Origin of the sequence: Stenotrophomonas sp. SMYL89, from assembly GCF_036319985.1 — a bacterium.
GTDB lineage: Bacteria > Pseudomonadota > Gammaproteobacteria > Xanthomonadales > Xanthomonadaceae > Stenotrophomonas > Stenotrophomonas maltophilia_Q.
On record NZ_JAWIRW010000005.1, the window covers coordinates 301,678 to 320,451 of the forward strand.

The following is an 18,774-nucleotide window of genomic DNA, read 5'->3' on the forward strand; positions in this document are numbered from 1 at the left end:
GGGCGGGATCAGATCCCTTTTCCTGCGGAAAAGGGATCTGATCCCAGGACAACGGCAGCAGGTCAGAGGCCCGACTCGATCATCCGTACCACTTCGGTGGCGGTGACCGGGTGGCTCAGCCAGTAACCCTGTCCCAGATCGCAGCCGCGCTGCGCCAGCAGCTCGAACTGCGCCTGCTGCTCGATGCCCTCTGCCACCACGGTGATGCCCAGCGCGTGGGCCATGGCGATGATCGCCGTGGTCAATGCGAGGTCGTCGGGATCACGCTGCATGTCGGCCACGAAACTCTTGTCGATCTTCACGCCGTCCACGGGTACCTGGCGCAGATGACTGAGCCCGGAGAAGCCGGTCCCGAAATCATCCAGCCAGACCTTCACGCCGGTGCGGTGCAGCTTGTCCAGCAGCTGCGCGGCAACCATCTCGTCGCCGATCACGGCGGTTTCGGTCAGCTCCAGATGCAGGCGCGACGCTGGCAGCCCGGATTCATGCAGGCATTGCGCGACCAGCGCCGGCAGTTCGCCGCCGCGCAGCTGCCGCGGTGACACGTTGACCGATACGAACAGGTCATCGCCCGCCACGCCACGTGGCCATTGCGAGGCCTCCATGCAGGCCGCACGCAGCACCTTCGGGCCGATGATCTCGATCAGCCCGCTCTGCTCGGCCACTTCGATGAACACCGACGGCGGAATCGTGCCCAGCGTCGGATGCTGCCAGCGCAGCAGCACTTCGACGCCAACCATGCGACGGTCGCGCATGCGGAAGATCGGCTGGTAGGCCAGGCGCAGTTCGCCGCGCTCCCAGGCCCCGCGCAGCTCCTGCTCCATGTGCACGCGACGCTCGACCGCATGGTCCATCGCCCGGCTGTAGTAGCGGTAGCAGTTCTTGCCCGCCATCTTCGCCTGGTACATCGCGATGTCGCCGTTCTTCAGCAGCGTCGTCGCGTCGGCCGCATCATCGGGGAACAGGGTCACGCCGATCGAGGTACCGAGGAACAGCTCCCGGCCCTGCACCACCAGTGGCCTGCCCAGCTCACGCACCAGCACCTCGGCCAGCAGCCGCGCGTTGGCGGCCACGTCACCGTCGCCGACCAGAATCACGAATTCATCGCCACCGAAGCGGGCCAGCAGGGCCTCGTCACCGCCCGCTTCCGCGACCGCACGACCGATGCGCTGTGCGAACTGCAGCAACGCCTCGTCACCGGCCTCATGGCCAAGCGTGTCGTTGACCCGCTTGAAATCGTCGATGTCGGCGAACAACAGTCCCAACCGGTGATTGGCGGCACGCGCTGCCATCAGCCGATGGTCCAGCGCTTCGCGGAACGCCAGCCGGTTGGTCAGCCCGGTCAAGGCATCGGTGTAGGCCATGTGCCGCACTTCACGGTCATGGCGGGCGATCGCATCGCGCATGCGGGCGAAGCCGCGCACCAGCTCACCCACTTCGTCGTCACGGGTGTTCTCGGCCAGCGGTGTCTGATAGTCCCCCGCCTCGATGCGGCGCGCGGCTGCGGCCAGATCGCGGATCGGCGCGACCAGCGTGCGCTGCACGTACATGATCACCACCACGCCAATCACCACCAGCAACCCCAGCATCAGCAGCAACCATCCGAGGTGGCGGCTGCCGACCAGCTGCAGGCGTTCGCCAAGGGTGGCATTGGCCGCCTGTTCGCGTTGCTGTACCTCGTCCAGCGCCATGCCGACGCGGACGCCGCCGATGCGCTGGTTGCCGACCATGATCGGCATCGTGTTGTCCAGCACCTTCGGCGATTCCTGCACCAGCAATGCCTGCGCCGCCGCCGCCTTGGGCGCCAGGGGATCGGCCATCGGCTGGCCGAATCCCGAGACCTCGACCGATCCGTCGTGCACCAGCCGGCCACGCTCGTCGAACACCAGTACATAACGCACCACCGGCTGTCGCGCGGTGCTGCGCACGAGTACGCCAACCTGGTCCAGGTCGCGGTAGTACAGTGGGTTGGCCAGCGCATCGGACAACTCGCGCGCCATCGCCTCGCCGCGGCTGCGCACGCTGCGATCGAACAATTCATGGATGACGCCACCGCTGAGGGTGCGCACCTCGCTCTGCATCGCCGTCTGGCGCCCCAGCAGCACCGCCAGGATCGCGACCACCACGACCATCGCTCCGCCCATCGCCAGCAGGAACCGGGCCTGCATCCCCGAGCCGAGCCACTTCATTCCACTTCCATCCGCACGCGCGTCAATCCTTGTTTCAATTCATCCAACCGCTGCTGCGCATGCGCATCGACACGGTGGAACCCGGAAGTGCCAAAAAACCGATGCAACGCGCCCTGTGCCTGCGGGTCGCTGGCTGCCTGCAGCAGGACGTCCTGCAGGCGATCGCGCACCCGGGCATCGAGGTCGGCGCGGACCATCTCCACCGCACGCGGGTATGGTTCGGTGCGCAGCAGTTCGCGGAAATCGCGCCGGAATGCAGCCGGCACCCGCCGCTCGTCATTCCAGTCCACGCTGCTCACCGCCCCCACATCCGCCATCCCCTTGTGCACGTACGTCGCGATGTTCAACTCGCTGCGCGCGAACACATACCCCACGCTGTCACGCCCTGGCACGTCCCACACCCCGGCCAGGATCTGTGGCGACAGGCCATGGTTCAGCAGGGTCATCACCGGCACCAGATAGGCGCTGGTGGAGGCCGTGTTCTGCAGGGCCAGACGATGGCCGCGCAGATCCTGCACCCGCTGGATGGGACTGTCGCTGCGCACGAAGAACACCGTCTGGTACTCCCGCACACCGTTGCGCTCGGTCAGCAGCAGGGGGCGAGCGCCGCTGCGCTGGCCCAACGCCACTGCCGTACCGGAGGTTTCCGTGACCCAGTCGACCCGTCCCCGCCGCAGATAGCTGGCCATCTGCTGCGGGTCGCGGGCCATCAGTATCCGCCCCTCCTGGATGCCGACGTCATGCATGCGAGCCACAACGTAGTCCAGCAGGGGTTGCAGCTGCTCGTAGTGGGCCTTGGGGTCATCGCTGATCCGGCCCAGCACCAGCACCGGGTCCGGTGCTGCACGCACCGTCCCGGCCAGCAGGACCATGGCCAGGCTCAGCAGTCCCCCCTGCATTGCCTTTCGCAGACCCGACACAGGCTTCATCCCCCCCTGGGTATCCAGACAGACTACCCGAAAAAATGAGAACGTCGTCAGCTGTCCTTGCCGCCTGCCTGCGCCAGTCGCGCCATGCGCTGGGTGTCGGCGAGGATGCCGCGCAGCAGGCGCACTTCCTGTTCGGTGGGCTCGCTGCGCAGGAACAGGCGGCGCAGCTTGCGCATCGCCGACTCGGGGGCGCGGCCCTTGTGGAAATCGATCTCGTCCAGCGTGTCACCCAGCTGGGCGAAGAAGCTCTCCATCTGCTCGTGGCTGGCCGCCTGTTCGCGGAAGCCGGGTTCGGTTTCTGCAACCGGCTGCGCCCCAAGCAGTTGCATGCGCGTTTCATAGGCCAGCACCTGCACGGCGGCGGCCAGGTTGAGCGAACTGAACTCCGGGTCTGACGGGATGTGCACTGCGGCGTGGCAGAGCTGCAGCTCCTCGTTGGTCAGGCCGGTGCGCTCGCGGCCGAACACCAGTGCCACCTCGGCACCTTCGCCCGCCTTGGCCACCGCACGGGCGGCAGCATCGGCCGGCAGGTACTCCTCCAGCTGGACGCGGCGGGCACGGGCCGTGCAGCCCAGTACCAGGCGACAGTCAGCCACGGCCTCGGCCAGGGTAGCCACCACCGGGGCGTCCCCCAGCACGTCTTCGGCACCGGCCGAGCGGCGGAAGGCCTCTTCGTCGAGCGGCTTTTCGGGGGCGACCAGCACCAGGCGGGCCAGGCCCATGGTCTTCAGGGCGCGGGCGGCAGCCCCCATGTTGCCGGGGTGCTGGGTACCGACCAGGACGAATCGGAGGCGGGTTGCGGCAGGAAACTGGGACATGAACAGGGAAAAGGTCGAGCTGGACGATGACCAATGGTAAACTGTGCGGCCGGCCACTGCGCCGGACCCGCTCTTTTCCCCCGCCAGTCCATCTCTTCTGCCTTTCCGGGAGCCCACGCCATGCAGAAACCCGCCGTCACCGTCATGGTCAAGGCCGCCCGCCTCGCCGGCAACGTCCTGTTGCGCAACATCAACAAGCTCGAGGCACTGAACGTGGTGCAGAAGGGCCGGATGGACTATGCCAGCGAAGTGGATGCGGACGCGGAAAAGGTCATCGTCAAGGAACTCAAGCGCGCCTACCCGGACTACGGCATCTTCGGTGAAGAAGGTGGCGTGCAGGGCGAGCGCCGCCAGATGTGGGTCATCGACCCGCTGGATGGCACCAGCAACTACCTGCGCGGCGTGCCGCACTACTGCGTGTCGATCGCCCTGGTCGAGAATGGCGAGCCGACCGATGCGGTCATCTTCGATCCGCTGCGCAATGAACTGTTCACCGCCAGCCGCGGCGCCGGTGCCGTGCTGAACGACCGCCGCATCCGCGTGGCCGACCGCAAGGATCTGGAAGGCACCATGATTCACACCGGCTTCGCCCCGCGCGAGCGCAGCCGCGCCAGTGCCCAGCTGAAGGCGGTCGACGCCCTGCTGGTGCACGGCGAGGACATCCGCCGCACTGGTTCGGCCGCGCTGGACCTGGCCTACGTGGCCTGCGGCCGTGCCGATGCCTACTTCGAAGCCGGCGTGAAGGCGTGGGACATCGCCGCCGGCCTGCTGCTGGTCCGCGAAGCGGGCGGCAAGGTCTGCGACTTCAAGGGCGCCACCCTGGGCCGCATGGACAACCGCGGCCCGGAGACGCACCAGATCGTGGCCGGCAACCTGAAGGTGGCAGAGTCGTTGCAGAAGGTGCTGGTCAACACCGGTTACGCTGCCGAGTTCGACGCAAAGTTCTGAGCGTCCACGTAACGCGGCTCACTGAAACGGCACCTGCGAGGGTGCCGTTTTCGTTTGTGCGCACGGAGATTCGTTTCCGCCGGGCATGGCCCGGCGCTACCGATGCATGCCTCTCCACAAACAAAAACGCCCGGCGCGGGGCCAGGCGTTCCTGCACTAACAAGGAGCGAAGACTTACGCCACCGTCGACGCCCGCAGCGCAGCAATGCGCTCTTCCAGCGGCGGATGGCTCATGAACAGCTTCTTCGCGGTCGAACCGGCAATACCGAATGCAGCGATCTGCGTCGGCAGCGTGCTCTGGCCGTGGTTCAACTGCAGGCGCTCCAGCGCGGCGATCATCTTCTGGCGGCCAGCCAGCGAGGCACCGCCTGCATCGGCGCGGAACTCGCGGTGGCGCGAGAACCACATCGCGATGATGGTGGCGAACAGGCCGAATACCATCTCCAGCACGAACACGATGATGAAGTAGGCGAAGCCACGGCCGCCGCCTTCGCGGTTGCCCGACAGCGCGCTGTCGATGATGCCGCCGACCACGCGGGCCAGCACGATCACGAAGGTGTTCAGCACACCCTGCAGCAGCGCCATGGTGATCATGTCACCGTTGGCGACGTGGGCGATCTCATGGCCCAGCACCGCTTCGGCCTCGTCCTCGCTCATGTTGTGCAGCAGGCCGGTGGACACCGCCACCAGCGCGTTGTTGCGGTTGGCGCCGGTGGCGAAGGCGTTGATCTCCGGGCCATCGTACACAGCGACTTCCGGCATGCCGATGCCGGCGGCCTTGGCCTGGCGCTCGACCGTGGCCAGCAGCCAGCGCTCGGTCTGGTTGCGCGGCTCGGTAATCACCACCGCACCGGTGGAGCGCTTGGCCATCCACTTGGACAGCAGCAGCGAGATAAGCGAGCCACCAAAACCAAAGATCGCGGCCATGACCAGCAGGCCACTCATCTGGTTCGAACTGACCCCCAGCAACGACATCACGATGCTGGCGAGGATCAGGACCGCGAAGTTGGTCGCCAGGAACAGGGCAATGCGGGTAAACATGGGAAAATCCGGCTCGGAAGGGGGCGATACCGGTCAATTTGCGGTGTGGTCAGCTTGAATTCAAGCGCCAACCTGACCGACGATTCAGCCAGCATGATCTCCCCCATTCCCTGCGGCCGCTTCGCGCCCTCGCCGACCGGCCTGCTTCACCCCGGATCCCTGCTCGCCGCCTTCGGCAGCTGGCTGCTTGCACGCCATCACGGTGGCCTGTGGCGGCTGCGCATCGAAGACGTCGACCCACCGCGCACTGTGCCCGGTGCCGCCGAGGCACAGCTGCAGGCGCTGGCGGCATTCGGCCTGGTCCACGATGGCCCGATCGTCTGGCAGAGCGCGCGCGGCGACGCCTACCAGGCCGTGCTGGACGTGCTGCTTGCCAGCGACCAGGCCTTCGTCTGCCACTGCAGCCGCAGCGACCTGACTGCCAGCGGCGGCATCCACCATCGTTGCGTCGCCCGGCAATCTCGACCGGACCCCGCCGTCCGCTTCCGCGTGCAACCGGGCAGCATCGTGCGCTTCACCGATGGCCTGCGTGGACCGCAGCAGCAGGACGTGCATGCCGAGGTCGGCGACTTCGTGCTGCGCCGTGCGGATGGCTGCTGGGCCTACCAGCTGGCAGTCGTGGTCGATGACGCCGCACAGGGCGTGACCGAGGTGGTGCGCGGCGCCGACCTGCTCGACTCTACCGCACGGCAGATCCTGCTGCAGCAGGCACTGTGCCTGCCAGTACCGCGCTACTGGCACCTGCCGCTGCTGCTGGATACGCCGGGCCACAAACTTTCCAAGTCGCTGGCCGCACTGCCGGTGGACAGTTCGCGCCCGCTGCCAGTGCTGCGCCAACTTTGGCAGCTGCTCGGCCAGGCACCCGGGGCACTGGAACCTGCGCACGATCTGGACACGCTGCTGGCGGCCGCCCGGCAGGCCTTCGACCCGGCGCGGCTGCCACGTGCCGACATCCTGCTGCCACCCGGCGCACTTTCCGCGCCGATGTTGCAGAATCCCCCCTCCCCCACCTGATTTCCGGACAGCATCCCATGACATCTCGCGTCGCACTGGTCACCGGCGGAACCGGCGGCATCGGCACCGCCATCTGCCAGCGCCTGGCCGACCAGGGCCACCGGGTCGCCACCAATTACCGCGACGAGGGCAAAGCCCGCACCTGGCAGCAGGCGATGGCCGAACGCGGTTACAGCGTGTCGATCTTCCCGGGTGATGTCTCCGATCCGGACAGTGCCGAAGCACTGGTACGTGCAGTCGAGGCCGAACTGGGCCCGGTCGAGATCCTGGTCAACAATGCCGGCATCACCCGCGACACCACCTTCCATCGCATGCGCGCGGACCAGTGGCACGATGTGATCAACACCAACCTCAATTCGGTGTTCAACGTCACCCGCCCAGTCATCGAGGGCATGCGCCGGCGGGGCTGGGGCCGGGTCATCCAGATCAGCTCGATCAACGGCCTGAAGGGCCAGTACGGCCAGGCCAACTACGCGGCTGCCAAGGCCGGCATGCATGGCTTCACCATCTCGCTGGCCCGCGAGAACGCCGGCTTCGGCATTACCGTCAACACCATTTCGCCCGGCTACGTGGCCACCGACATGGTGATGGCGGTGCCGGAAGAAGTGCGCGCCAAGATCGTCGCCGACATTCCCACCGGGCGCCTCGGCAAGCCGGAGGAAATCGCTTACGGCGTGTCCTTCCTGGTCGCAGAGGAAGCCTCGTGGATCACCGGCAGCAACCTGGACATCAATGGCGGCCACCATATGGGTTGGTAAGCGGCGCTGGCGGCCGCAGCGGCGCACATCCGCAGCCCCTGCCAATGGTCATGCTGCGCAGCACGCAAACCCTTGTTGCGCAACATGATCCCCCGTGAAAGCCAAGCCTGGCGGGGGCTGAGGCGGTTGCAACGGCTGCTGCACTGCGCCATGCTGCGCATCTACTGTGACGAGTGACCGCTTCAATGGCTGCGACCCGCATCATCAAGAAGTATCCGAACCGCCGTCTCTACGACACCGAGATCTCCAGCTACATCACCATCGAGGACGTGCGCCAGCTGATCCTGGACGGTGAAGACTTCGAAGTCCGTGACGCCAAGAGCGGCGACGACCTCACCCGTTCGGTGCTGCTGCAGATCATCGCCGACCAGGAACAGGACGGCGAACCGATGCTGTCCACCCAGCTGCTGAGCCAGCTGATCCGCTTCTATGGCGACTCCCTGCAGGGCTTCATGGGCAATTACCTGGAGCGCAGCATGCAGGTCTTCCTGGACCAGCAGCAGCAGTTCCGCCAGCAGATGGGCAACCTGCTGGGGCAGACCCCGTGGGCGATGATGAACCAACTGACCGAGCGCAACCTGGAGCTGTGGCAGGAATTCCAGCGCAGCATGGGCACCGGTTTCGGTGGTCCGCGGCCGGGTGGCACAGGTACCGGCACCGGTACCGGCAACAAGCCCAACGAACCCGGCACCGGTACTGGCACCGGCGGCAAGACCCGCCGCTGAGCCGCTGTACCGTCGGATGCGAAAACGGCGCGCCCGATGGCGCGCCGTTTCGTTTTGTGCCCCCGGCGGAGCATCAACGTTTCGCCTTGCACCCCGTGCATACGCGTTCGACCTTGTAGCCCTTCGCCTTCAGCTTCTCGACCACGCCGTCACTGCCAAGCAGGTGCAGCGTACCGACCACCACCAGCGTGCCACCCTGCCCGGCCTGCAGGTACGGCAGCAGCTTCGGTACCCACGCATCGTTGCGCCCGGTGTTGATGCGCTGGTAAAGCTGCGGGTACTGCTGGCGCATTTCCGCGGCCATCTTCGTCCACAACACGCGCTCATCGCCGCGCCGCCATGCGTCGTGCAGCTGGCGTGCCTGCTCATCGCCCTTGCCCGCCTGGTCCAGCGCCTCGGACAGCATCTGCCGCTGCTCCTGCACGGTCATGCCGTCGAGCATGCCGATCTGGGTATCGATGTCTTCCAACCCAGCGGTCTTGCGGCCGGTCTTCTGCGCGCGCTCCATGAAATGACGGTCCAGGCCCAGCGCCGGGTCCAGGCCCATCTTCTGCATCTGCCCGACCGAAATGCTCAGGCCGACGAACCAGGGCTTCATGCCCTGCATCTGCGCCAGCGGAAGCTTGTTCCCGGATGCAAACGCCTGCAGCTTCTGCCAAGTGGCCGCGTCAAGATCGCGCTTGAGCTCGCTGCCATCGGTGCGCACTGCAGCCTGCACCATGCGACTGGCCAGCTGCGGCGACTGCATGTCCTCCGGCGACAGTTCGAACACGACCCGCTTCGAAGCCTCGAAGGCCTGCTCGACGTCGGGCGACAGCGGGTAGTCCTGCGGCTTCAACAGGTGGAATGATCCAAGCAGGTACACGCGTGAATCACCCGGGCCGGTCACCTTCCACAGCAGTGGCACCGGCGGCTTGGCTGCCGCCGTGGCAGCGGCGTCGGCGGCCGGTGCATTGCGCGCCGGTGCCAGCGGTGCGATTGCAAGCGCTGCCATCAGCAGCGTTGCACGGAACAGTTGCTTCAACGGCATCTCAGCCTTCTCCTTCAGACAGGTGGTAGGCCTTCTCGCCCGCTTCCATGCGCAGGTCCAGCCGGTTCTCCGGCGGCGCCAGCGGGCACGTGGCATAGGCGGTGAATGCGCACGGCGGGTTGTAGGCATGGTTGAAATCGATGCGTACCGTGCCGTCGGCAGAGGGTGCATCGGTATCCAGGTAGCGCCCGGCCGGATAACTGCCGCGGCCACTGGTGCGGTCGGCAAAGATCAGGAACAGCGGCTGCCCGGTGGCTCCGATCGCCTCCAGCCGCCATGTGCGGCCATCGCGTTCGAATTCGACCGCGCCCGCATTGGGCATCTCGGTGGTCAGGCCGGTGATGTCGACAATGGGCAGGGTCTTGCCCGCCGGATGCGGGATGAAACGTGCCTGCACCTGCCAGTCCGGACCACCCGGCCAGTACTCCAGCCCGGCGAAATCACGGCGCGCCGGCGCATCGGCATGTTTGACCCGCAGCGCATCGCGCGGCCCGCGCCGGATGATGCTGAGCTGGCCTTTGCCACCGTCGAAGGCCAGCAGCGTCGGCTGTGGATCCTTGTCGGTGTCGACGCGGATACGACCACGCACCGGTTGGCCGTCATGGCCGACGTCCACACCGGCTTCGGGCGTGAACCACCACTGGCCGCCCTCGCGACGTAGCAGGCCCAGCTTGTCCGGGCCGACCGTCAGGCGGATGCCATTGGTGGCACCACTGCCGACGAAGTGCGATTTGTTCTGCAGCCAGTGCAGGCCGACCAGGGCCGTCCAGCCATCGGGCCGGGTCAGGTCCTGGTAACGGGCTACCCGCCATTGCTGCTGCGCGGCCGCATAGGCCGGATCTTCAGCGACCTTCGGCGCCGGCGGTGTCGCCGGGCTGCACGCGGCCAACAGCAAGGCGGCCAGCAGGCCGCCCATTCCCCGATAACGCATCGATGCTCCCCTCAACGTCCGCGCAGGAACCAGCGGTCGATTTCCGCCAGCGAAAAACGGGCCCAGGTCGGCCGGCCGTGGTTGCACTGGCCGGACCGCTCGGTGATTTCCATGTCGCGCAGCAGCGCGTTCATTTCCGGCACGGTCAGGCGCCGGTTGGCACGCACCGCACCGTGGCAGGCCATGGTCGACAGCAGTTCGTCACGTGCGCTGGCCACGCGGCGGCTCTGGCCATGCTCGCGCAGGTCGGTCAGCACGTCGCGCAGCAGCCCTTCCGGTTCGGCATGCGCCAACAGCGCTGGAATGCTGCGCACATGCAGCGATCCGGGGCCGGCACGGGTCACCTCGAAACCGAGCGCCGCCAACGTCTCGGCTTCACTTTCGGCCGTGTCGGCCTCGCGCTCGCCCACTGCCAGCGTGATCGGCACCAGCAGCGGCTGCGACTGCAGGCCGATACCGTCGTGCGCGTTCTTCAGGCGCTCGTAGCCGATGCGCTCGTGCGCGGCATGCATGTCGACCACGATCAGGCCTTCTGCGTTCTCCGCCAGAATGTAGATGCCATGCAGCTGCGCGATCGCATAGCCCAGCGGCGGCACACCGGCATCGGCACTGGTGACCGGCAGTCCGTTCTCGGTGGGCATCGGCGGCAGCGCCGCCCCGCGTTCGGCACCGGCCGGCGTGGCATACAGCGCGGCGTAGGCCGCCGGCGCATCAGCCACCTGCAGCCCAAGGGGCTGCTGCGGGCGCCAGCCGGAAAAACCACCACCACCGCCGCCTGATCCGGCACCCGGCGCAGGCCCACGCACCAGCCCGAAACCCGACGCGCCCGCGCTCGATGCCATCGATGCAGCAGCGGTGTCCACCGGATGCACCGGACCCGCACCGATCTCCTGCACCGACATGCCGGCACGGGTATCAGCCAGCGCGTCCTTCAGTGTGCGGTAGACGAAGTCGTGCACCAGCCGCGAATCACGGAAGCGCACTTCATGCTTGGCCGGGTGCACGTTGACATCGACGCGGGTCGGGTCCAGCTCCAGAAAAAGCACATAGGCCGGCTGCCGGCCGTGGTACAGCACATCGCCGTACGCCATCTTCACCGCATGGGCGACACTTCGATCGCGCACCGAACGGCCGTTGACGTACAGGTACTGCTGATCAGCGCTGGCCCGCGAGTAATGCGGCTGCGCGATCCAGCCATGCAGGCGCAGGCCCGCGCCGCTGTGGTCCACGCGCACGGCCTGGTTGGCGAAGTCCTCGCCCAGCGTTTCGGCCAGCCGCGCATCGGAATACAGGTCGCCTGGCTTGTAGCGGCGCGAGGCCTTGCCGTTGTGCGACACGCGCAGCTCGACATCCGGTCGCGCCAGCGCCAGCGAACGCAACCATTCTTCGATATGGCCCAGTTCGGTACGCTCGGCGCGCAGGAACTTGCGTCGCGCAGGTACGTTGTAGAACAGCTCGCGCACTTCCACCGTGGTACCCGGTGCATGCGCACGTGGCGTGACGTCGCCGATCTTGCCGCCTTCGATCTGCAGCGCCGAACCGTGTTCGTCATGTGCGCGACGCGAGGACAGGGTGAAGCGGCTGACCGAGGCGATCGAGGGCAGTGCTTCGCCACGGAAACCGAGCGTGGCCACCGATTCAAGGTCGTCGAGGTCGGCGATCTTGCTGGTGGCATGCCGCGATACCGCCAGTGGCAGCTGTTCCGGTGCGATGCCACTGCCGTTGTCGCGGATGCGGATCAGGCGGACACCGCCCTCTTCCAGGTCGATGTCGACACGGCTGGCGCCGGCATCGATCGCGTTCTCGACCAGTTCCTTGACCACCGATGCAGGACGTTCGACCACTTCGCCGGCGGCGATCTGGTTGATCAGGATTTCCGGCAACGGCCGGATCGGACGCGGGCCGGGCGCGCTCATGGGAGAGGATGGGCAGCAGACTTCATGGGTCGATGATAGCGGAGCAGCTGCATGTAGAGTCGACTGCCAGTCGACTGCTCTTCTCCGGGCACCGCCCCCCGCGCTGCGCGGTAGAGTCGACTGTCAGTCGACTGCTCCTCACCGGGCACCGAGAAACCCGCGCTGCGCGCGTAGTCGACTGACAGTCGACTCTACCGCGCCCTACGGGAAGCGGGTTATTTGCTGCCGCCGGCCATGGTGCCGGCGGCGTCGATCTCGGCCTGGGCACGGGCCGCGTACAGCGTCCCCGGCGGTGGCTGGCGGCTGAAGAAGGTGTGCACACCGTCGAGCACGGCACCGGCAATCTTGCGCTGGTAGGCCGGATCGATCAGGCGGCGCTCTTCGTCCGGGTTGGAGATGAACGCGGTTTCCACCAGCATGGCCGGCATGTCCGAGGTGCGCAGCACGGCGAAGTTGGCGCGTTCGATGTTCGGCTTGTGGTTGTTGCCGATCCGCTTCAGGCCGCCCAGCACGTGGCCGGCGGCGTCTTCGGAGGCCTTCATGTAACCGCTCTGGGCCAGGTCCAGCAACACGTTGGCGAGCGTGCCCTCGGTCTGCTGCAGGCGCACGCCACCCACCAGATCGGCCGCGTTTTCCTTGTCCGCCAGCCAGCGGGCGCGCTGCGAAGAAGCACCCTTGGTCGACAGCACATAGACCGACGAGCCAGTGGCCGAACGGTTTTCGGCCGCATCGGCGTGGATCGAAATGAAGATGTCGGCCTTGTTCGCACGCGCCTTCTGCGCGCGCATCGGCAGCGGGATGAACACGTCGCTGTCGCGGGTCAGGTACGCCTTCAGGCCCGGCGTGGCGTTGACCTGGCGGGCAAGCTCACGGGCCACCGCGAGGGTGACATCCTTTTCGCGCTTGCCGGTCGGGCCGATCGCGCCCGGATCCTGGCCACCGTGGCCGGGATCGATGGCGACCACCAGATGACGCATGCCGGCCTGCATGCGGATGCGCGAGGCATCACTGGGCATGGCCGGACGCGGCGGTTCCACCGGCGTCGGTGCCGGTGCCGGTACGGTCGCCGGCGGCGTGGTCACCACGGCGGCGGTGCGCTGGCCGGCGAGGATCGCGGCCGGCGAGGAAGAAGGCGAGCTGCTGGCCACGGTACCGGCAGCCGCAACCTGGGCTGGTGCAGTGGACGGCGCCGGGGTCGGCGTGGCCGGTGCGGCAGCAGTGGCACTGGCCTGCTGCCGCACCTGCGCGGTCAGCAGCGCGGTCGCACGCGCGGCATCGGTACGCGACTGCGCGCTTTCGGCCGGGGTCGGCGCGGGCGTGGCCACCGGTGCCTGCGGCTGCACCGCCGGCGTCACTGCAGGACGGCTGGCGGCCACGGCCGGGCCATCGCCCGGCCATTCGATCACCAGCTTGGATTCATTGCCCTCGCGCTGCATCTGCGGGCGGAACGGCGCCACCGATTCAGCGAGGTCGAAAACGACACGGAAGGTCCCCGGCACCGGCTGTCCAGTCCGCACCGCCGTAACCACGCCCTGCGCAGCCGGCATCTTCAGGTTGCGTATGGCGCTGGAGTCCGGGAAATCGACCACCAGGCGGTTCGGTCCGGCCAGCGACAGGGTCTTGTAACCGCCACTACCGACCAGCGAAATCTCGGCACGGGTGCCGGTGGCGCCCGTATTCAGCAGAACCTGGCGGACCTCACCGGCCCACGCACTGACGCTCGCCAGACCCAGTCCGACGGCAGCACAGATGGCGATGAGACGGTTCCCCGGGCGCATGGCTCAGGATTCAATCACCGCGCTGAACGGAATGCAACACCTTTTTCCTTAATAATCCGTAACCTGCCGGTGTTTGTTCTCGTCAGCCGACAGAAATGGCCTGCAAGTCGCCCCCTTGAGGGAGCCGTTTCAGCCATTCATTCCCCACGTCGCTGGCCCCAGTGAGACGCACGCGGCGTCCCTGACCCTCGATTTCCAGCGCTACCACCAGATCGGTCGGTGGCAACGCGCCGGCGCCCCGCTCGGGCCATTCGACCAGCCACAACACCGCGCTGCCCTCATCCAGGCCAAGGAAATCCAGCTCGCCGGCCTGGCCGATGCGATACAGGTCCAGGTGCCAGGCCTCGCCGCCACTGGCCAGCGGATAGCGCTCGACCAGGGTATAGGTCGGGCTGCGGATGGCACCCTGCACACCCAGCGCGCGCAACAGTGCACGGGCCGTGGTGGACTTGCCGGCACCGAGGTCGCCGCGCAGTTCGATCAGCGCCTGCGGCGGTCGGGTCGCCGCCAGCCACTGCCCGAGCAGTTCGGTTGCGTCGCTGTCGGCAAGGAAGAAATCAGTCATGAAGAGCGTTCCGGGTTGGCCAGTCGCCGCAGCGGCACCAGCAGATCAGTGGGAAGCAGGCCGCGTGCGCCGTCGGCGGCCGCAGCGTCGCCAGCGAGCGCATGCAGCAGTGCACCAGCGGCGGCAGCGTCGAAGGCGGCCAGCCCCTGCGCGCGCAGGCTGGCAATGATGCCGGTGAGCAGGTCGCCCATGCCCCCTACGGCCATGCCGGGATTGCCTGCAGCGATCAGTCGGGGCGCCTGCCCTGGGGCCGTCACGATGCTGCCCGCGCCCTTCAGCACCACCACGGCGTGGAAGCGTTCGGCCAACGCCTGCGCACAGCGGTAGCGATCGGCCTGGATGTCGGCGGTACTGCAGCCGAGCAGGCGCGCGGCCTCGCCCGGGTGTGGCGTAAGGATGGCGTCCGGTAGCGCGCGCGGATCCTGCGCCAGCAGATTCAGTGCATCGGCATCAACCACCAGCGGTTTGTCGCCGGCCAGCACCCGCGCAAACAGTGCGCGCGCCCATTCGTCCTGGCCCAGGCCGGGGCCGATCGCCACCACCCTGGCCTTGTCCAGCAGCGCCGGCAGCACATCGCCATCTTCAAGCGCATGGGTCATGGCCTCGGGCAGCCGAGCCAGCAACGGGCCGACGTGATCGCGCCGGGTGCCCAGGCTCAACAACCCCGCACCGGCACGCAGTGCCGCTTCGGCTGCCATCGCGATGGCCCCACCGCTGCCATGGTTGCCGCCGACGCACAGCACATGCCCGGATTCGCCCTTGTGAGTGTTGGCGCGGCGTGGTGGCAGCAGTGCCGGCAAACGCGCCTGTGTCCAGTGCTCCGCGGCGGGCGATGCGCCCTGCCATGCAGCCGCTGGCAGCTGCAGCGGTGCCAACGCCTTCTGCCCGCAATGATCCAGCGCATCCCCGGTATACAGGCCGCGATGCGCCACGATGAACTGCAGGGTCAGCGCGGCGTTCACCGCCACACCCGGCACCGCGCCGCGGTCGGCATCCACGCCACTGGGGACGTCCAGCGCCAGCACCGGTGCTGCCTGTGCATTGACGGCGGCGATCAGCGCCTGCGCCGCGCCTTCGGGCGCGCGGTCGAAGCCCAGCCCGAACAGGGCATCGACCCAGATATCCGCCTCGGGCAGGGCCCCATCGAATTCCATGACAATGCCGCCGTCGGATTTGAAATCCGATGCTGCACGCTGTGCCAGCACGGTTGAAGGTGGCTTGCCCGGCAAGGCGATCACCGCCACCACGCGCCCCGCCTGCCGTGCATGGCGGGCCAGCACCAGGCCGTCGCCGCCGTTGTTGCCGGCTCCGACCACCACGCCGATCCGCCGCGCCTGCGGCCAGTGCTGCAGCAGGCACTGCAAGGCGGCCTGGCCGGCCTGCGCCATCAGGCCCCAGCCGCCATCGGCAGCCAGTGCCGAGGCCTGCGCATCAAGCGCACGCGCAGCGACGGAATCGAACAGATCGGCAAGGTTGGCCATGCAGGGATTTTATACTGGTGAACATGTCCCCCGCCCTCACCCCTGTCGATCCGGCCCAAGCCGTGCAGCGCATCCGCGAACTGGCGCGTGCGCATGGCTTCCAGCGCTGCGGTATCGCCGGCATCGAGCTGGGCGAGGATGAGGCGCACCTGGCCGACTGGCTGGGCCAGGGCCTGTACGGCACGATGGACTGGATGGCGCGCCACGGCACCCTGCGCGCGCGTCCCGCCGAGCTGCTGCCCGGCACGGTGCGGGTGATCTCGGTAGGCATGGACTACAGCCACAAGGACGACACCGAAGCCTGGGCCACCCTGGCCGATCCCGGCCGCGCCTACGTGGCGCGCTACGCGCTGGGCCGCGACTACCACAAGCTGATGCGCAACCGGCTGCAGAAGCTGGCCACGCAGATCAACGACGAAGTGGCGCCGCTGGGCTACCGCGTGTTCGTCGATTCGGCCCCCGTGCTGGAACGCGCACTGGCGCGCAACGCCGGGCTGGGCTGGATCGGCAAGCACACCTGCCTGATCGATCGCCACGGCGGTTCGTGGTTCTTCATCGGCGAGATCTACATCGATATCCCGCTGCCGATCGATGTGGCGGCCACGGCACACTGCGGCACCTGCACGCGCTGCATCGATGTCTGTCCCACCCGTGCGATCACCGGGCCGCAGCGACTGGACGCACGGCGCTGCATTTCCTACCTGACCATCGAGCACGATGGCGCCATTCCCGAAGACATGCGGCCATTGATGGGCAACCGCATCTACGGCTGCGACGACTGCCAGCTGGTCTGCCCCTGGAACAAGTTCGCCAAGCGCACCGACGAAGCCGACTTCCGCGCACGCAACAACCTCGACACTGCCCGCCTGGACCAGCTGTTCGCCTGGGACGAAGCCGAGTTCCTGCACCGCACCGAAGGCAGCCCGATCCGGCGCAGCGGCCACGAGCGCTGGCTGCGCAACATCGCCGTAGCACTGGGCAATGCGCCGACCACGGCCGAAACGCTGGCCGCGCTGCACACCCGCGCCGACCATCCCTCCCCCCTGGTGCGCGAACACGTGCAGTGGGCGCTGGGCCAGCACGCACCGCGCTGACGTGCGATCCTGAGCATCCGTTCCACCTGCCGCACGCCGTTCCCATGCAGCCACGCAACAACGACATCCTCACCCCCAGCCAGCTCAACACCCTGGCCCGTGACCTGCTGGAAGGCAGCTTCCCGGCGATCTGGGTCGAGGCCGAGCTTGGCAGCGTGGCGCGCCCCGCCTCCGGGCATCTCTACTTCACGCTGAAGGACGCGCGCGCCCAGCTGCGGGCGGCGATGTTCCGGATGAAGGCGCAGTACCTGAAGTTCGTGCCGCGCGAGGGCATGCGCGTGCTGGTGCGCGGCAAGGTGACCCTGTACGACGCCCGTGGCGAGTACCAGATGGTGCTGGACCACATGGAGGAAGCCGGCGAAGGCGCACTGCGCCGCGCATTCGAAGAGCTGAAGGCACGGCTGGAGGCCGAGGGCCTGTTCGACCCGGCACGCAAGCGGTCGATGCCTGCACACGTGCAGCGCCTGGCGGTGATCACCTCGCCCACCGGTGCCGCCGTGCGTGACGTGCTGAGCGTGCTGGCCCGCCGCTTCCCGCTGCTGGAAGTGGACCTGCTGCCGACCCTGGTACAGGGCAGCACGGCCGCCGCGCAGATCACCCGCCTGCTGCAGGCCGCCGATGCCAGTGGCCGCTACGACGTGATCCTGCTGACCCGCGGTGGCGGCTCACTGGAAGACCTGTGGGCGTTCAACGATGAAGCGCTGGCCCGCGCGATTGCGGCCAGCCACACGCCGGTGGTGTCGGCGGTGGGCCACGAAACCGACTTCAGCCTGAGCGACTTCGCCGCCGACCTGCGCGCGCCGACACCGTCGGTGGCCGCCGAACTGCTGGTGCCGGACCAGCGCGAACTGGCACTGCGCCTGCGCCGTACGGCGGCACGCATGGTGCAGCTGCAGCGGCACGCGATGCAGCAGGCGATGCAGCGTGCCGACCGAGCACTGCTGCGCCTCAACGCGCAGAGCCCACAGGTGCGACTGGATCTGCTGCGTCGCCGTCAGCTGGACCTGGGCCGGCGCCTGCATGCCGCGTTCAACCAGCAGCAGGAACGCCGTGCCGCGCGCCTGCGTCATGCAGCGGCGGTGCTGCGCGGGCACCATCCGCAGCGCCAGCTCGACGCGATGCAGCGCCGCCTCGCCGCCCTGCGTGGGCGTCCACAGGCTGCAATGCAACGCCGGCTTGAACGCGATGCACTGCGCCTGCGCGGGCTGGCGCGTTCGCTGGAGGCAGTCAGCCCGCTGGCCACCGTGGCTCGTGGCTACAGCATCCTCACCCGCAGCGACGATGGCACCCTGGTGCGGAAGGTCGACCAGGTGCAGCCAGGCGATGCGCTGCAGGCGCGCGTCGGCGACGGCGTGATCGACGTGCAGGTCAAGTAGAGGGTTGTTCGGCAGGGCTGCGCCCTGCACCTGCAGAGGCTTCAAGCCAAGGCAACGTCAACGTCAAAAGCGAGCATTCCGTGGGATGGCGGGGCGGTGTCGGAGTGCGGGGACGCTGCAAGTACGTCCCTGTAAGCTTGGCAGCCGCATCCATGCGGCTGACACCCCGCACTCCGACACC

The 18,774-nt window shown here is 67.7% G+C and carries 16 protein-coding genes; 6 read left to right on the forward strand and 10 right to left on the reverse strand.

The window, feature by feature from the left end:
• Positions 1-62: 62 nt before the first annotated feature.
• The 3 genes from V3B41_RS09070 to V3B41_RS09080 are packed head-to-tail and all read right to left on the reverse strand — an operon-like array spanning position 63 to position 3,936.
• Complete coding sequence (locus tag V3B41_RS09070) at positions 63-2,189, reverse strand: GGDEF domain-containing protein (protein WP_049426843.1); 2,127 nt, start codon at positions 2,187-2,189, stop codon at positions 63-65.
• A complete protein-coding gene (locus V3B41_RS09075; RefSeq protein ID WP_049426845.1) occupies positions 2,186-3,118 on the reverse strand; it encodes a phosphate/phosphite/phosphonate ABC transporter substrate-binding protein in 933 nt (310 codons plus the stop codon). Before V3B41_RS09075 ends, V3B41_RS09070 begins: the two co-directional genes overlap by 4 nt.
• Before the next feature lie 47 nt (positions 3,119-3,165).
• Entirely contained in the window at positions 3,166-3,936 is a 771-nt protein-coding gene (locus V3B41_RS09080; protein ID WP_049426846.1) for an RNA methyltransferase, read from the reverse strand.
• Positions 3,937-4,056: 120 nt separating this feature from the next.
• Here V3B41_RS09080 and V3B41_RS09085 point away from each other — a divergent pair, with 120 nt between their 5' ends.
• Positions 4,057-4,884 carry an inositol monophosphatase family protein gene (locus V3B41_RS09085; RefSeq protein ID WP_005417749.1) on the forward strand — a complete coding sequence of 276 codons (828 nt, stop codon included), beginning with the start codon at positions 4,057-4,059 and terminating at the stop codon, positions 4,882-4,884.
• Positions 4,885-5,058: 174 nt separating this feature from the next.
• Here the strand turns inward: V3B41_RS09085 and htpX are convergent, their stop codons facing one another.
• The gene (gene htpX / locus V3B41_RS09090; protein WP_197620781.1) at positions 5,059-5,925 is read right to left on the reverse strand and encodes a protease HtpX; all 867 of its coding nucleotides are present in this window, start codon (positions 5,923-5,925) and stop codon (positions 5,059-5,061) included.
• A gap of 93 nt (positions 5,926-6,018) precedes the next feature.
• On the opposite strand from htpX, the gene gluQRS reads away from it, so the two are divergent.
• From gluQRS to phaR, 3 genes are all read left to right on the forward strand, one after another.
• A complete protein-coding gene (gene gluQRS, locus V3B41_RS09095; protein ID WP_295551143.1) occupies positions 6,019-6,939 on the forward strand; it encodes a tRNA glutamyl-Q(34) synthetase GluQRS in 921 nt (306 codons plus the stop codon).
• Between the two features lie 17 nt (positions 6,940-6,956).
• The gene (gene phbB / locus V3B41_RS09100) at positions 6,957-7,697 is read left to right on the forward strand and encodes an acetoacetyl-CoA reductase (RefSeq protein WP_049428595.1); all 741 of its coding nucleotides are present in this window, start codon (positions 6,957-6,959) and stop codon (positions 7,695-7,697) included.
• Positions 7,698-7,882: 185 nt separating this feature from the next.
• Positions 7,883-8,422, forward strand: a complete 540-nt coding sequence (phaR, locus tag V3B41_RS09105; RefSeq protein WP_049428593.1) for a polyhydroxyalkanoate synthesis repressor PhaR — start codon at positions 7,883-7,885, stop codon at positions 8,420-8,422.
• Between the two features lie 73 nt (positions 8,423-8,495).
• Here the strand turns inward: phaR and V3B41_RS09110 are convergent, their stop codons facing one another.
• The 6 genes from V3B41_RS09110 to V3B41_RS09135 form a co-directional block, all read right to left on the reverse strand.
• The gene (locus V3B41_RS09110; RefSeq protein WP_049428591.1) at positions 8,496-9,452 is read right to left on the reverse strand and encodes a TraB/GumN family protein; all 957 of its coding nucleotides are present in this window, start codon (positions 9,450-9,452) and stop codon (positions 8,496-8,498) included.
• A 1-nt stretch (position 9,453) separates the two neighbouring features.
• Complete coding sequence (locus V3B41_RS09115; RefSeq protein WP_329860766.1) at positions 9,454-10,383, reverse strand: DUF1684 domain-containing protein; 930 nt, start codon at positions 10,381-10,383, stop codon at positions 9,454-9,456.
• A gap of 11 nt (positions 10,384-10,394) precedes the next feature.
• On the reverse strand, positions 10,395-12,299 hold the full coding sequence (mutL, locus tag V3B41_RS09120; protein ID WP_049428586.1) for a DNA mismatch repair endonuclease MutL: 1,905 nt from the start codon (positions 12,297-12,299) through the stop codon (positions 10,395-10,397).
• Positions 12,300-12,514: 215 nt separating this feature from the next.
• Positions 12,515-14,077, reverse strand: coding sequence for an N-acetylmuramoyl-L-alanine amidase (locus V3B41_RS09125; RefSeq protein WP_049428585.1), 1,563 nt, complete (start codon positions 14,075-14,077; stop codon positions 12,515-12,517).
• A gap of 82 nt (positions 14,078-14,159) precedes the next feature.
• Complete coding sequence (gene tsaE / locus V3B41_RS09130) at positions 14,160-14,642, reverse strand: tRNA (adenosine(37)-N6)-threonylcarbamoyltransferase complex ATPase subunit type 1 TsaE (RefSeq protein ID WP_099497572.1); 483 nt, start codon at positions 14,640-14,642, stop codon at positions 14,160-14,162.
• Positions 14,639-16,123: an NAD(P)H-hydrate dehydratase gene (locus V3B41_RS09135; protein WP_049428581.1), complete on the reverse strand. Its 1,485-nt coding sequence runs from the start codon at positions 16,121-16,123 to the stop codon at positions 14,639-14,641. Before V3B41_RS09135 ends, tsaE begins: the two co-directional genes overlap by 4 nt.
• A 23-nt stretch (positions 16,124-16,146) precedes the next feature.
• Between V3B41_RS09135 and queG the strand changes: the two genes are divergently transcribed.
• Both queG and xseA read left to right on the forward strand, forming a co-directional pair.
• Positions 16,147-17,217 (forward strand): tRNA epoxyqueuosine(34) reductase QueG, encoded by a 1,071-nt coding sequence (gene queG, locus V3B41_RS09140; protein ID WP_049428580.1) that lies wholly within the window; start codon positions 16,147-16,149, stop codon positions 17,215-17,217.
• A gap of 44 nt (positions 17,218-17,261) precedes the next feature.
• A complete protein-coding gene (xseA, locus tag V3B41_RS09145; RefSeq protein ID WP_329860769.1) occupies positions 17,262-18,593 on the forward strand; it encodes an exodeoxyribonuclease VII large subunit in 1,332 nt (443 codons plus the stop codon).
• Positions 18,594-18,774: the final 181 nt, after the last annotated feature.